The sequence below is a fragment of the Brevibacillus sp. MS2.2 genome (genome assembly GCF_013284345.1).
In the GTDB taxonomy this organism is placed as follows: domain Bacteria; phylum Bacillota; class Bacilli; order Brevibacillales; family Brevibacillaceae; genus Brevibacillus; species Brevibacillus brevis_C.
The window spans coordinates 65,053-78,645 of the sequence record NZ_JABSUZ010000030.1; the positions used below are offsets into that span (position 1 = coordinate 65,053).

Genomic DNA, 13,593 nt, shown 5'->3' on the forward strand with positions numbered 1-13,593 from the left:
ATCACCACTCAATCCCTTCCACACTTTGCTTTTCACGATTAATGGTAACGCTTTCAATCATTCCGCTTTTCACTTTAATAATTTTGTCAGCCATAGGAGCAATGGCGGAATTGTGTGTGACCAATACGACGCACTTCTTCGTTTCTTTGTTCAAATCCTGGAGAAGCTTTAAGACGGACTTACCTGTCACATAATCCAATGCTCCGGTTGGTTCGTCACATAGTAAAAGCAAAGGATTTTTGGCAACAGCTCGCGCGATTGCAACTCTTTGTTGTTCGCCACCAGAGAGCTGAGAAGGGAAGTTTTTCATACGATTTTGTAATCCAACTTTATGTAAAATCTCTTTCGCATCCAGATGGTTTTTACATACTTCCGTAGCAAACTCAACATTTTCGAGAGCGTTTAAATTCGGAATTAAGTTATAGAATTGAAAGACAAAGCCGACTTTCTCACCGCGGTATTGCGTTAATCTTTTTTCGTTGAATCTGGTGATTTCTTGTTCGCCAACAAATACTTGACCTGAGGTAGCCATATCCATTCCGCCTAGCAAATTTAAAATCGTACTTTTACCAGCACCACTCGCACCCAAAATAACGACGAATTCTCCCTCAGCTATGGAAAAATCAACACCATTCAGTGCCTTGATTGGCACTTCTCCGATTTTGTATTCTTTCGTTACTTTTTTGAATTCGATTAACGTCTTCACGGATTACATCTCCTCGTAGCTTATTCTTGAAACCTATGTACCATAATATACCAATAGGGAGTAGTTACATCCCGCAGTCGATGTATTTTGACATCCGTCTCCAGTAGGAGTTTGATCTCGCATGTTCGAAAAAAACGCTACACGACCAGTATCGCCTTTACATTCGCCGACTATTACAAATAGCATTACACCTTGCTACGAAAAAACGGAGCAACCTCTAAAGGGCTACTCCGTGTCCATACGATTTCCTCACGAGAAACCAAAGGGACTAACACCTCACATGTTTCCGTTTGAAGCCGAGCTGACCTTTCGTTACTGCCTTTTGAATATTATCGAAAGCGTTTAGGAACTTGCTCTTTGCTTTGTCTTTTTGGACTTCTACAGGCCCTACTGCCTTCGCGATTTCGAACGCCTTATCGTGAAGGGGCAAATAAGAAGTCCCCACGGTGTAAATAAAATGATTCATAGCGTATTTCGTTCGTTCGGGAGAATCGTGAATCGTATTTTTCACAGTTTCAAGCATGTTGGCAATTTTGCTTTCGGAAAATTCACGATCTGGGCGATTACCCAAAAGCCAGCAGTAACAACTCCAGCCAGCAGACATTCTGAGCTCTTCGCCGCTCGTGATCCAGTGATCGGCAACTTCTTGGGCAATATCTGCTTCAGATAAGGTTACTGCAACCACATAGTCGGAGAGCATATAAAAATAAGCTGAATCCATCCACCGATCAAAATCTGCCTTGGTCATTGCTTTTGGGTCTGCGATCACACCGGCAAAGTACATAGCGTCGTAGTTCCCGGTAGCGTAAAGCTGCTCAGCCAAGGGTTGATTGATCTTGATTTTTCTCGCCATGGGCTTCATAGCGCCTGTAGCCACGCCAAAAAGTGGTTCGTGAGCACCATTGGATAGATAAATTTTCTTGGTTCGTTCCTTGCCGAGAGCTTCAAGCTCTTGCATGACTGTTTCTAAATCCATCGAATATCACTTCTTTCATTGTTTTCACTACTATACAAACACCAAAAAGGATTGACGATATTATTAGTGATTATTATAATAACTACCATAAAACGTAGAGGTTATTATAATCATCACGAAAGACTAAAGTTAATATGAAAAGTGGTGGCTTTCTTTGGATGAAATCTATAAAGAACTTCAGAAATTGGGATTTTCACAATATGAATGCAAAGCATATATCGGGCTTCTGAAGCAGTCGCCTATAACTGGATATGAGATTAGTAAAAGATCGGGTGTACCTCGTTCCATGATTTATGAGGTATTAGGGAAATTGTTAGATAAAGGAGCAGTTTATACGGTACCATCTGAGCCTTTGACCTACTCTCCTTTGCCAGCTAAAGAATTAATCACGCGATTGCGTAATTCCTTCGAGCAATCATTTGATTATCTTGAAAGAAATCTATCTGCATTAGAAAGTGAACAGCAAGTAGACGTGGTTCGACGCATTAGTAGTGATGAACTGGTTATCACAGAAATGGTCGACATGATAAACAAAGCCCGAGAAGAACTATGGTTATCGATTTGGCAACCACAGATTTCTTTTATTAAACAGGATGTAGATAAGCGTGTAGAAGAGGGCGTTCCTGTGTTTTCCATTTTGTTTGGAGCACCCGATACCGAGATAGGCTCAACCACTCATCATGATTACATGTCTCCTAAAGTAGCAGAGGAACGTATGAGTGGTCGTTTAACGATTGTCTCCCGGGACAATGAAGAAGTATTAATAGCAAATTTCGCTCCAAATTCTGCTGCATGGGCTATAAAAACACAAGACCCAGCACTTGTATTAGTAGCAATGGAGTACATCAGGCACGACATAATGTTTGCGCAATTAGTTAAGGAAATTGGCTCCGAGAAGGCCGAAGCTCTCTGGATTAACCATCCTGACCTGTTCCACGTAGTTACAGGAAAACGGTTCAAGTAATTTGAACCGTATTTTCTTTCACTTTTTCATAGTAGTTATCATAATAACTCCCTGGATATAAATCAGGATAAGGAGGGATAAAATGGGTCTAGCGAATGACCAAATCGAAACGGTGGCAGATTCAAGAGATAAGGATACTTTTCTCCAAGGTGTAAAGGATTGTGTCCCTACGTTGCTGGGTTATTTAAGTATTGGATTCGCTGCTGGTGTTATCGAAAGGACAGCAGGTCTTAGTATAGCTGAGATAGCCTTGATTAGTTTAATTCTTTATGCTGGCTCAGCCCAATTTATCGCTGCTGGAATGATGGCAGCAAGCAGTTCGATTACCACCATTATTATTACGATTTTCTTTGTTAATCTGCGGCATCTTTTACTTAGTGCAGCCCTAGCACCATATTTTCGGCATCTTTCTCCGCTTAGGAACATGCTAGTAGGGTCGCTACTTACCGATGAGTCGTTTGGTGTTGCCATTAACGAAGCTGCAAAAAAGAACTACATTAGTGAAAAATGGATGCACGGTCTAAATATAACGGCTTATTTAAACTGGTGCGCAGCCAATATAGCCGGAGCATTCTTCGGACAATGGATTTCAAATCCTGAAACATTAGGTTTGGATTTTGCCTTGACCGCGATGTTTATTGGACTTCTGGTACTTTCGATGTTAAGTCGAAAGAAAATGAAACGTGATGTGGTTGTTGCGATAATTGCAGTTGTTATTGCTGTGGGAACCAGTTCCATGTTGTCTGGCAGCATGGGAGTTATCGTTGCGACAATTTTGGCTTCAACAATAGGGATGGTGATGGAAAAATGGAAGTAAGATTGGATGTTTTTTTGATGATTGTAGGAGCAGCTCTTGTTACATTCATCCCTAGAGTCCTTCCTCTTATGGTACTGAGTCGTTTTCAATTACCGGAGTGGGCAACACGATGGTTAAGCTATGTCCCCATATCTGTTATGGCTGCTCTAGTAGCTCAAGAAATATTTAAAAATGGTGAAAAGGTTTCTCTTTCTATTAATAATGTTGAACTTTTAGCAGCCATACCAACCTTTTTCATTGCGATAAAAACACGTAGTTTATTGGTAACTGTACTCGCAGGCATTATTGTCGTGATGGTATTACGTTTTTTGTTTCCATCTTGATCGCTTCAAGATGTTCATATGATTTCCGTTTTCTTCCCTGACCATAACTGTCAGTGGAGTTGTTTTACAATTCATTTGTACATGACTTTACAGGGAGGGAATCACTTTGAAGGAAGTGTTGATTTTTATTACGGATGGTTTTGCGGATTGGGAGGCAAGTTACGTCAGTTCAGAGCTGAACAAACCTGGTACAGGTTATCGCGTAAAGACAATCGCCATTGATCAGGAGCCTAAAGTTTCGATGGGTGGTTTAACGGTCCTTCCCGATTATAGCGTAAACGAATTCAATCCGAATGTAGATATCGCCATGTTAATCATACCTGGCGGAACGGGATGGAGAGAAGAGAAGAATCAGCAAGCAAAAGTAATGGTTGAGTACTGTGTGAGCAGGGATATTCCTGTCGCAGCCATCTGTGATGCTACGACTTTTTTGGGGAATCACGGATTTTTGGACAATCATAGACATACAGGCAATACGTTAGCTTATTTGAAGGAAGGAGCTCCGAACTACAGAGGAGATCAACATTATGTAGAGGGTCAGTCAATCTGGGACGAGAATCTCATCACTGCGAATGGAAGCGGTGCATTGGAGTTTTCAAGACATATTTTGGAGAGATTGGGCGTTTTGGAAGGCGATGAATTGAATCAATGGTACGAATTATTTAAAAAGGGCTACTTTCCCTCCTAATATTTTGGCTTGATAGGAAAGCACGAAAGCATACATGCTTGGGTGCTTTCCTATTTTATTTATTTTCATACTGTACTAAGCCGTAATTTATAAAAATACTGCACAATTGGATGCTTTAACTTCATCTTCTCGGACATATTTAAAATCCTCTTTTTTCCTACCCTTCTGTCCACCAAGGCTAGAATATTCAATAAGATATCATTGCTCTCTATGCTTTCCTCTATAGAAGTAGATAAAAACTTATTAGCCACAACGATAAAATTTGATTTACTTAATGATGCCTGTGCTGACAAAAGCTCCTTTGCATATTCTGATATTTTTCTATTTCTTGCCATTACTTTTAGACGATCCTCCGGAACGATCCCCTTGGTATCTTTTCTGACTGCTTCAATTTCTTCATTGTTGATAGGAATTTGGATATCTGAATCATTCTTAATTTCCTGCTCCGTCTGATACCATCTGATTGAGGTAGTTATATCACTCATATTAAGTACGTTCTTTTTATCTACAGCAATATAACAAATTCCGGATTTATCAGGTAAATAGCGGTAACCGGTTGCACGGTATTCGACCCTTCCATATAACGCAGGACAGAGAAAGCTCTCCAGTTGTTTTTTCAATTTACTCCAGGACATGTATCCTCCTATGTTCATCATCTAACTTTGTAGCGATTTTACATGATTCGTTTCTGCTCGTGAACCTTCTAAAGCTACGATTTCTACTTAATCAATATTCTTCCTCTCCGTTTCTGTTACATTCTGCAGAAAATCAATTAGAAGCAACAAAGGTTTCATATAGACTAATGTAAAAAAGAGCGGTTTTCCACCCTTCTTTGCTATTTATATAATATGGTAGAATAATGAAATCATATAAATTTTTCGAAATCTCTATAAATACAAATTCAAAGATAAAGATGAAAAAAGATGACCTCATCTTTCAGAACTTCGTCATTGAAGGTAGCCATTCAAGGGGGAGAGCGATGTACACATATTTAGAGTTTGAAAATAAAATGGTTGATGAATTAGTGGAATTTTTAACATCAGAAACATGGAGTTTTCATGGACAGGAGAATCCTACTGAGGAGTCTATAAGAGAAAATTTAGCAAACGGAAATTATACCGAAAACGGGAACCAAACATTTTGGATCATGGATAATCAAACAAAGATTGGTTTAATAAGAGTTTTTGATTTAGAAGATCCCATATGTTTATTCGATTTGCGATTGAAAGAAAAGTTTAGAGGCAAAGGAATAGCAAAGGATGTCCTTAATTGGTTAAGTACTTATGTATTCAATAATTACACTCATATTATTAGAATCGAAGGTCATACCAGATGTGATAATTTTGCGATGAGAAAAACGTTCTTTAATAGCGGATTTGTAAAAGAATCTTATAACCGTAGATCCTGGAGACAAAGCGGACAATTATTTGATTCTGTTGGGTATGCAATGATAAGAGAAGACTGGGAGAACAATACAAAAACAATAATAGAAGATACCTTTCCATACTAACTTAAAGAAAGCATAGATGAAGAAAGACTCTGAAATATAATTGGTGGTAATGGCGGCTGAGACTTTATTTTATCTTGTAGCCCCCTATTTTAGAGATTATTTAATGATTAGCAAAAGAGAGTTGAACTTCAGAATAGACATGATAAAAAAGAGGCTAAGTCTGTAGGTCATGGAAGTCAACCTAAAAACGTAGCCTCTTGATTTTCAGATGATCTAATATCTAAGCGTGCTCTATCAAAAGATATTCTTTTCGAGCCATTTTCCATAAATATTCAAATCTTCTTCTGTGTGAAAATAATGCTCGGAAGCATTTGAAACAGCAAGATTACAATTAAATTTTGTGATAAATGTTGATAAGACATCATACTCGCACAGTTCGTCTTTTTTTCCATATAAAATGGAAGTTGGAGAATCCCATTTTATAATTGGATTCTTGATAACATACTGGTAATAATCCCAATATAGGATTTGACCAATAGGTGTAGATATTTCTTTTTCTCTGCACAGATGTTCTTCTGTAATATCAAACCATTTCATCATATTTTGAATCAGGCGACTCATGTCTAAAACAGGAGAAAGAAATAGGCTTTGCTTTAAAACTTCATCTTTATAAGCTAACAAGCTAAAATATGCTCCCATACTATTTGCCCATAGGCTGATAGTATTTGATTTCGTGTGTGCAAATTCTAAAACCTTCTTCAAATCAGAAACGCAGTTTTGCACTTTACAAAGCGTAGAACTATTTTTTCTATCGCCGTGTTCAGGCAAATCAAAACTGAGCACTTGATAGCCCAATGGAACAACTTTTTCGGCTAGAATACGAATCGGAATATCTGATTTTGAAGACATATTGCCATGTACAGCAATAAATATTTTCGTGCTGTCGTTTCCCCACAAAATAGCAGGAATATCATCTATTAAAATATTTTCTTTTAACATATATCCTCCAAATTATTGAGGTGTCACCTTACCATAGGTAGTTGTAGATTATTTTGTTATGCATATCGTATCCTTTATTTGGGGCCTACACGTCCCTCACCAGTAAAGCCACCGACTCCACATGCGCCGTATGCGGGAACATATCCACCGGCTGCACACTCTTCAACTCATACCGCTGCATCAGCTTCCCAACATCCTTCGCCAGCGTAGAAGGATTACAAGACACATACACAATCTTCTTCGGCTGCACATCCAACAAGGAACGAATCAGCGCATCATCCAGCCCAGTCCGCGGCGGATCGACTACGACGACATCCGGTCGAGTCCCTTGTTTGGCCCATTTCGGCATCAAGACCTCGGCACGACCCACGTGAAAGCTGGCATTCGACGCTTGGTTACGCTCTGCATTACGATTGGCATCCTCGACAGCCTCAGGAATCAGCTCAATTCCACGAACCGCGCGGGCATAAGGAGCGAGCCACAAACCAATCGTCCCTGTCCCACAATACAAATCGAGCACGAGTTCTTTTCCAGTCAGTCCAGCAGCCGTCTTTACCTGATTGTACAGCTTTTGCGTCTGTTCGGGATTCAATTGGAAGAAGGCACGAGCAGACAAATCGAAGGACAGCTCTCCCAGCTTTTCAGCGATGGAGGCCTTGCCCCACAACGACACTGTCTTGTCCCCGAAAACAAGCGATGTTTTTTGCGTGTTTACGTTTTGTGCGATACCTACAAGCTCAGGCAGTCTCGTACGCAGCTCCAAAAGAAGCTCTTTCACGCGTGGGATTTCTGGGGTAGCCGTTACAAGCGTTAATTGCGTTTCACCCGTTGCAAAAGCGACACGAGCTACGATCGTGCGGATGACGCCCGTCCGTTTTTTCTCGTCGTAGACCGGAATTCCGAGCTCCTCGATGATTTGCTTCGCTGTTTGGACGATTTTCGTTGTCGCTTCATGCTGCACCTGACAGCCTTCCAGGTTGACGAGCTTGTGGCTACCTGTTTGATACAATCCAGCGATGAGCTTGCCGTTTTCCTTGCCTACCTGAAACTGTGCTTTATTTCGATACGACCACGGGTTATCCATACCAATCGTAGGGGAGACAGGTGGCTGATTCAGTCGAGCATACTTGCGCAGTGACTCGATGACGATTTCCTGCTTGCTCGCGAGCTGTGCGGCATAATCCATGTGCTGCAAGCTGCATCCGCCACACTCCGCATAGACTGGACAGGGGGGCTTCGTGCGAGATGCTGATTTTTCAACAACTCGTAAAAGACGCGCGGTCGCGTATTTTTCTCTTGCTTCGGTCACCTCTGCATGGACGACCTCGCCGGGGAGGGCACCCTCTACAAAAACGATTTTTCTTTTAAAATAGCCGATCCCTTCGCCATTAATGCCCAAGCTCTTAATCGTGAGCGTCATTTGCTGGCCGACACGGATGCTGGCGTCTTGTTCTTTTTTATGCGTTGTCATCTGTTCCGTTCTCCTCAAGCAATTCAGTATTTCCCTATTATAGAGCATTACGAGAGACGTTGCATGTATGCATGCGAGAGCTTCACAGGTGCCAGTCAGATAATGGCAACTTCCTGTCCAGCTTTGTTTTTGTTATAATAGAGGTTGTTCAAAAAGTCGTCTTTTGATCACGAAGTAGTTCTGAGGGCTAATGCGACATCGAAAGAGGCGTTCACCTTTGAAGTCCGGTGCTCATGTAGGTTCCCCTACACTCCTCCTTCTTCAGGTTCCCGCCACTTTCTCGGTGCTGAAAAGACGACTTTTTGAACGCTTATGAAATAGTGCGGAGAATAATGAGGGAGTTGTGACGCTAGATGCAAGATCTATTTGAAAAAATGAAAGAATATCTCAACATGGATACTGAGATTTCTTTTGACGAGTTTGATGGCTACTACAAAAAGGTAACTGCGTTTCTAAACGATAGCTGGCAGACGCTGAACGAGGAAGATACCATGCACATGCTGTTCATCCTCGACAACCTCAAGTCAAACGGTGAAGATCGCTCCAAGCGCAAAGTGAAGGAAGCGAAAAAATACGCAAAAATGGCGCAACGCACTGAGATTTGGGCGAATGCACTGATCGGCCGTCTGCGTGAGGCTGGTTTGACAGATGAAGAAATCGGCAAGCGTTACGAAGCGATTTACGAAGCAGTTTAGGATGTAGCGAATAGAAAAACGGGTACCGTTTTGAGTGCAATCGCTCGAAAGGGAACCCGTTTTTTTGTGTTACGATGTGGCAGTTATCGGAGGGTTTGGCATTCGACGTTAGCTAGTTGTTACCATCATCCTCATCTTCTTGATAGCGTTTTGCATATAATCGTTCCTTCGATTTCAGCTTTTTTTCCTCACGTTGTTCATCATCCGAGCTGAAATCATCTTCACGTTTAGGAGACATATAATCGATAATTGCTTGATCTCTAGCAGTCAGATCATCGTAGTCCATTTCCTCATCGAAATAATCCTGGTAACGAGCTACCTGTTCGCGCCCCGCGTCAGCGCTTTGTATGAATTCAAAATCTCGTAAGAAATCATCAAAAGTGGCTTCTTCGTCGATGATCTGCCTTAGGAGTGAACGATAAATTTTGCTTGCCCCTTGTTTTCGCCATTCTTCCGCGAGATTGACGGTTGTGCTTAACATAGCGGCAGCTCGCTTTTGTAGGTCGGAATCCAATAGACCCAGATCTTCAGTGAGCAGGGCTTCCGCCAGAGTAGCATCGTCTTTTGAGGTATTTTTTCCGTCTCGTAAGCCCCTGATAAAATCCTTGTAAGTAGTCCCAAGTTTCGCGCCTCCAAAATCCGCTTCCTTGGACGTAAGATAGGGGGCGCTGCGATTATGCCTAGCAGCTACTGGCCCAAATCCACTGTCTATGGACAGATTGGTCGTTTGAGCAGAAGTCCAGTTTTGATAGAATGGGAGAATTTTGGAGGTTGTAACAGAATCATCGTAAGGCTGGACGATCAGTTCACCTCCAATATTAGAAACTTCCTCGTATTTTTGTCTGGTTTCAGAATGCAAGTAGAGTTGTTTGCCGGAAGAAGAAAACTCCCCCGTCAACGTTTTTAGATTGACCTTGCTAGGTGAACCTGGTACCGTCGCCCAAACCCCCTGAATCGGTTTGCTGGCTGGCGGCGAAATAGCTGCAAGTGCTTGATAATCGGTAGAATCAGACAGAGGCTTCCCCTGCTGCAACGCTTTTGCCCCCATCTGATCGGCTTCGGACTCCAGCCCCACCTCATCATTGACGGAAACACCCACATCTTGCATTTGCAACGTAGGCTTTACACGTCCCTGCATTTGTTGGACAACATGCCAGCCTTCATGGGGAAGATGATGCTCCTGCCCCGGCCCGAGGTGGATATCTGTACCTTGGGCATAAGCCAGCGCTCCGATCTGCTCCGGTTTATCCGACTGATAGTGTACTTTTACATCAGACAAATCAATTCCAGAAAGTCTTTCCAAGCCAGATTTCAGCGTATCGGGCATGCCTGTTTCATTTTTCTTAGGCTGAATCACTTTTTTTCGAAGCAATTGCAGGACTGCTTGATTGCCGATGCTTTGTTGGAGCTGCATGACCTGTGCAGGTGGGAGTGCGTCTCTCGATGCCAAAGAGTGAAGATGTGCTTGCTTTTGTCCCGGAAAAGTTTTTTGCTGCGCAGTTGTCTCGTTAGAGGAGTGAAGTTTTTCACGGCTGTAGCTTCTCAAAAAGGTCACCTCCGATCGAATGCTTGTGTATCCATTCGGATTTTTGCTATTACTTTCCTGCCAAATAACAAGAAGATTGACAACTTGTGGGTTTCGGCGTAGAATGTTTAACTAATTCGAATAGTTCGTATGTATCAGCGTTGAAAAGGAAGAGTAGAAACAGTAAGCAGCGTGCAGAGAGCCGTTCCCTGTGCTGAAAGAATGGCCGCCAGCCTGTTTTGAAAATCACCTTGGAGCATTGTCCTGGAAAATCAGCTTGTCTAGCCAGTGAGTATAGGACAACGAATTCGTCCTCGTTATCGGACGGGAGTTTCATAGTGAACTTCCTAAGTCTGTTTTTCGTGAGGAAGACAGAGAAGCTGAGTGGTACCGCGATGCCCTCGTCTCAGCCAGCCGTGCGCAACTTGTGCGTAGCTGGTTTGGGGCGGGGGCTTTTTGATTTGGTCTGGTCCCTACAACAACAGAGAAGTTACTGAGGAGGAACATATATATGCATACGGTCAGAGTGGAAGACATCGTAGTAGCCAATCACGCATTGAAAGACGTGGTGGAGAAGACGCCTTTGCAAAAAAACAAAGTACTTTCAGAGCGCTACGGCTGCAACGTGTATTTGAAAAGAGAAGACTTGCAGGTCGTTCGTTCCTTCAAAATCCGCGGTGCTTATCATTTTATGCGGAATCTTTCCACAATGGAGCGAGAGCGTGGTGTTGTCTGTGCAAGTGCGGGCAATCATGCGCAGGGTGTAGCCTATTCGTGTAACCATCTGGAAATCAAGGGCACGATCTTTATGCCAGCGACCACCCCGCGTCAAAAAATATCGCAGGTCAAGCTGTTTGGCGGCTCCTATGTAGAAGTTGTATTGATCGGTGACACCTTCGATGATTCATTCGCAGAAGCGATGAAGTATTGCATTCAGGAAGATCGGACCTTTGTCCATCCGTTTGACGATCCATTGGTGGTGGCTGGACAAGGAACAGTCGGTCTGGAGATTATGAATGACATGGAAGAACCAGCTGATTTCGTCTTTATGAGTATCGGCGGAGGTGGATTGGCAGCGGGTGTGGGAACGTACGTAAAAGGCATCAGCCCGAACACACAGATCATTGGTGTGGAGCCGGCAGGAGCAGCTTCGATGCAAGCCGCTCTGGAACAAAACGACGTTGTCACCTTAGATGAAATTGACAAGTTTGTCGATGGGGCAGCCGTCAAGCAAGTGGGGCAGCTAACGATGAGTATTTGTCAGGAGCTGCTGGATGACATCGTGCTGGTACCAGAAGGCAGGGTCTGCACAACCATTTTGGAGTTGTATAACAGCAATGCCATCGTCGTAGAACCTGCGGGTGCCCTGTCGATTGCCGCTCTCGATTACTACCGGGATCAAATCGCCGGGAAAAACGTAGTGTGTGTCATCAGCGGTGGAAACAATGACATTGACCGGATGCAAGAGATCAAGGAGCGCTCCCTGCTACATGAGGGCTTGAAGCACTATTTTGTCATCAATTTCCCACAGCGTGCCGGAGCTTTGCGAGAGTTTATGGAAAAAGTACTGGGGCCGCACGATGATATCACGCGCTTTGAGTATACGAAAAAGAACAACAAAGAAAATGGTCCAGCGCTGGTTGGTATTGAAATGAAATGCAAAGATGACTATCAGCCATTAGTCAGTCGAATGAAGCAGCACAGTATCCGCTATGTAGAGATTACACATGATCCGTATTTGTTCAATCTGCTGATTTAGGTCTTTGTGTTACAACAGATGCGGAATTTGCGAAAATGTATGAATACAGCGAAAAAAGGAGCAATGAAGAGAGAATGAGCGAGAGAGAAAGATAAATCGGCGTAATGTATTATAACAAACTTTTATAAAACAGCTACTGTTGTAATACAATACAGATAATAACACACGGGGGGTTTTAATCATGACGCCGATCACTACTTTCTTTCGCAATCTCGAAGCAAAATGCTGTGCTGCTTGCGGTCAGATGATTCACGAACAAGCTGAATCATATGCAACAGAATGCGTACCTTGCCAAGAGCAAGCATCCTTTGACGCTTACAAATACTATCATCAAAAACGCTAAGCCGAACATGAATACTGGATAAATCAGGTGTACCACAGGGCATGAGCCATGGCGGGTATACCTTTTTTTTATTCAAAGAAAAAGCCGCTGTTCCATAACAACGGCTTTTTCGCGTGTCAGCGCGGTTTATTGGCGTGCTTTGCAGCTTCCTGCTTGACGTAATCAATCAGCCCCAATTGAAAGCCTTCCTGTGTAAGGAGACGTTTGGCTTCATACGTACTCGCATAGTAGGCTTGGACATGCGGATCGTTGTCCAGAACGTATCGACATGCCTGATCACGAGACAACTCCTGGTACCAGTCTGTCTGTCTGATTTGGGCGACGAGATCCTCATAGGCTGGTTCCGGCTTTTTCCATGGATTCAAACGATGAATAATTTCACCAAGGATTGCAACAACGATTAGAATTCCAATTAAAAACATGGCTGTCACCTCAAAGGTTGGATCACTCTCATGGTACCACTCTCCAGAAGGCACCGCCATGGGGAAGTCGGTCTGCTTGCAAAACAAGTAGAAAGCAGGCATGCTATATACTGTAAAAAGAAAGGGCCCGATTGTCTGGGAAAAGGAGGGCGCGAGATGTTTCATCCGCTTGTTTTTGACAATATCAGGGTTGTGCTGGAAGGTGCGGTATACGACCGGGACTTCGAAGGGGCAATCACGATTACGAGCCGTTCGGATGTCATGGATATGGCTACGTTCCATCGACAGTTTCAGATCGAGTTCAAGCTGGCTGATCAACATGATCATACCGTTGCTGTCCGTGCTGAGATGCAGCTTCGTACCCAGTTAGCTGATATTGCAGCCGAGCAGCTAGAACAGCCGTTGACAGAACATATCGGATGTACGATTTGCATCCATTTTTACTTACAGATGGA

15 protein-coding genes, 1 pseudogene and 1 other annotated feature are annotated in these 13,593 nt (G+C 43.0%); of the genes and pseudogenes, 9 read left to right on the plus strand and 7 right to left on the minus strand.

What is annotated here, in order from left to right:
* Position 1: 1 nt before the first annotated feature.
* Together HP568_RS22545 and HP568_RS22550 are read right to left on the minus strand one after the other, a co-directional pair.
* Positions 2-706, minus strand: a complete 705-nt coding sequence (locus tag HP568_RS22545) for an ABC transporter ATP-binding protein (protein WP_173630287.1) — start codon at positions 704-706, stop codon at positions 2-4.
* Positions 707-974: 268 nt separating this feature from the next.
* Entirely contained in the window at positions 975-1,682 is a 708-nt protein-coding gene (locus tag HP568_RS22550) for a DNA alkylation repair protein (RefSeq protein ID WP_048031389.1), read from the minus strand.
* A gap of 154 nt (positions 1,683-1,836) precedes the next feature.
* On the opposite strand from HP568_RS22550, the gene HP568_RS22555 reads away from it, so the two are divergent.
* From HP568_RS22555 to HP568_RS22570, 4 genes are all read left to right on the plus strand, one after another.
* Positions 1,837-2,646, plus strand: coding sequence for a TrmB family transcriptional regulator (locus HP568_RS22555; protein WP_173630288.1), 810 nt, complete (start codon positions 1,837-1,839; stop codon positions 2,644-2,646).
* An 82-nt stretch (positions 2,647-2,728) separates the two neighbouring features.
* The gene (locus HP568_RS22560) at positions 2,729-3,463 is read left to right on the plus strand and encodes an AzlC family ABC transporter permease (protein WP_056490269.1); all 735 of its coding nucleotides are present in this window, start codon (positions 2,729-2,731) and stop codon (positions 3,461-3,463) included.
* Positions 3,454-3,786 (plus strand): AzlD domain-containing protein, encoded by a 333-nt coding sequence (locus tag HP568_RS22565; protein ID WP_173630289.1) that lies wholly within the window; start codon positions 3,454-3,456, stop codon positions 3,784-3,786. The genes HP568_RS22560 and HP568_RS22565 overlap by 10 nt, the downstream gene beginning before the upstream one ends.
* 106 nt (positions 3,787-3,892) lie before the next feature.
* Positions 3,893-4,474 carry a type 1 glutamine amidotransferase family protein gene (locus HP568_RS22570; RefSeq protein WP_048031393.1) on the plus strand — a complete coding sequence of 194 codons (582 nt, stop codon included), beginning with the start codon at positions 3,893-3,895 and terminating at the stop codon, positions 4,472-4,474.
* A gap of 65 nt (positions 4,475-4,539) precedes the next feature.
* Here the strand turns inward: HP568_RS22570 and HP568_RS22575 are convergent, their stop codons facing one another.
* Complete coding sequence (locus tag HP568_RS22575; RefSeq protein WP_173630290.1) at positions 4,540-5,109, minus strand: SF0329 family protein; 570 nt, start codon at positions 5,107-5,109, stop codon at positions 4,540-4,542.
* 344 nt (positions 5,110-5,453) lie between these two features.
* On the opposite strand from HP568_RS22575, the gene HP568_RS22580 reads away from it, so the two are divergent.
* A complete protein-coding gene (locus tag HP568_RS22580) occupies positions 5,454-5,984 on the plus strand; it encodes a GNAT family N-acetyltransferase (RefSeq protein WP_173630291.1) in 531 nt (176 codons plus the stop codon).
* A gap of 234 nt (positions 5,985-6,218) precedes the next feature.
* Here HP568_RS22580 and HP568_RS22585 read toward each other — a convergent pair whose 3' ends face one another.
* Together HP568_RS22585 and rlmD are read right to left on the minus strand one after the other, a co-directional pair.
* Positions 6,219-6,923 (minus strand): alpha/beta hydrolase, encoded by a 705-nt coding sequence (locus HP568_RS22585; RefSeq protein WP_048031395.1) that lies wholly within the window; start codon positions 6,921-6,923, stop codon positions 6,219-6,221.
* A gap of 85 nt (positions 6,924-7,008) precedes the next feature.
* Positions 7,009-8,394, minus strand: a complete 1,386-nt coding sequence (gene rlmD, locus HP568_RS22590; RefSeq protein ID WP_173630292.1) for a 23S rRNA (uracil(1939)-C(5))-methyltransferase RlmD — start codon at positions 8,392-8,394, stop codon at positions 7,009-7,011.
* A 353-nt stretch (positions 8,395-8,747) separates the two neighbouring features.
* Between rlmD and HP568_RS22595 the strand changes: the two genes are divergently transcribed.
* Positions 8,748-9,089: a hypothetical protein gene (locus HP568_RS22595; protein ID WP_048031397.1), complete on the plus strand. Its 342-nt coding sequence runs from the start codon at positions 8,748-8,750 to the stop codon at positions 9,087-9,089.
* Between the two features lie 112 nt (positions 9,090-9,201).
* Here the strand turns inward: HP568_RS22595 and HP568_RS22600 are convergent, their stop codons facing one another.
* Complete coding sequence (locus HP568_RS22600; protein WP_217366722.1) at positions 9,202-10,539, minus strand: eCIS core domain-containing protein; 1,338 nt, start codon at positions 10,537-10,539, stop codon at positions 9,202-9,204.
* A gap of 227 nt (positions 10,540-10,766) precedes the next feature.
* Positions 10,767-11,026 (plus strand) — a binding site (T-box leader).
* 99 nt (positions 11,027-11,125) lie between these two features.
* On the opposite strand from HP568_RS22600, the gene ilvA reads away from it, so the two are divergent.
* Together ilvA and yhfH are read left to right on the plus strand one after the other, a co-directional pair.
* Positions 11,126-12,373 carry a threonine ammonia-lyase IlvA gene (gene ilvA / locus HP568_RS22605; RefSeq protein WP_048031398.1) on the plus strand — a complete coding sequence of 416 codons (1,248 nt, stop codon included), beginning with the start codon at positions 11,126-11,128 and terminating at the stop codon, positions 12,371-12,373.
* A 181-nt stretch (positions 12,374-12,554) separates the two neighbouring features.
* Positions 12,555-12,716: a protein YhfH gene (gene yhfH, locus HP568_RS22610; protein ID WP_082195876.1), complete on the plus strand. Its 162-nt coding sequence runs from the start codon at positions 12,555-12,557 to the stop codon at positions 12,714-12,716.
* 116 nt (positions 12,717-12,832) lie between these two features.
* Here yhfH and HP568_RS22615 read toward each other — a convergent pair whose 3' ends face one another.
* Positions 12,833-13,303: a hypothetical protein gene (locus HP568_RS22615; protein ID WP_254551423.1), complete on the minus strand. Its 471-nt coding sequence runs from the start codon at positions 13,301-13,303 to the stop codon at positions 12,833-12,835.
* Here HP568_RS22615 and HP568_RS22620 point away from each other — a divergent pair.
* Positions 13,295-13,593 (plus strand): annotated as a pseudogene (locus tag HP568_RS22620) (hypothetical protein); the annotation flags it as partial. The gene HP568_RS22615 and the pseudogene HP568_RS22620 sit on opposite strands and share 9 nt — an antisense overlap.